Below are 289 nucleotides of genomic sequence, written 5' to 3' on the forward strand. Positions count from 1 at the left end.
TCTGACATAATGCTTCACCTGCTTTCTCTAATTCTTCCATTGCAATCTTGTACTCTTCATCGTTCGGAGCTTTTCCGTGCCATCCTACCTGGTTCTCCATGAAGGATACACCTTTTCCTTTTACTGTCTTAGCAATAATAGCTGTCGGCTGTCCTTTGACTGTCTTTGCTTCTTTGAATGCAGCATCGATCTGATCAAAGTCATTTCCATCAATATTGATTACATGGAAATTAAATGCCTCAAACTTCTTATCGATCGGGTACGGAGAGTTGACTTCTGTAATTGCTCC

At 40.8% G+C, this 289-nt stretch carries 1 pseudogene; it reads right to left on the reverse strand.

What is annotated here, in order from left to right:
- Nucleotides 1-289 (reverse strand): annotated as a pseudogene (locus PZE06_RS28930) (transketolase); the annotation flags it as partial.

The sequence above is a fragment of the Robertmurraya sp. DFI.2.37 genome (genome assembly GCF_029211245.1).
GTDB classification, from domain to species: Bacteria; Bacillota; Bacilli; order Bacillales; family Cytobacillaceae; genus Robertmurraya; species Robertmurraya methanolica_A.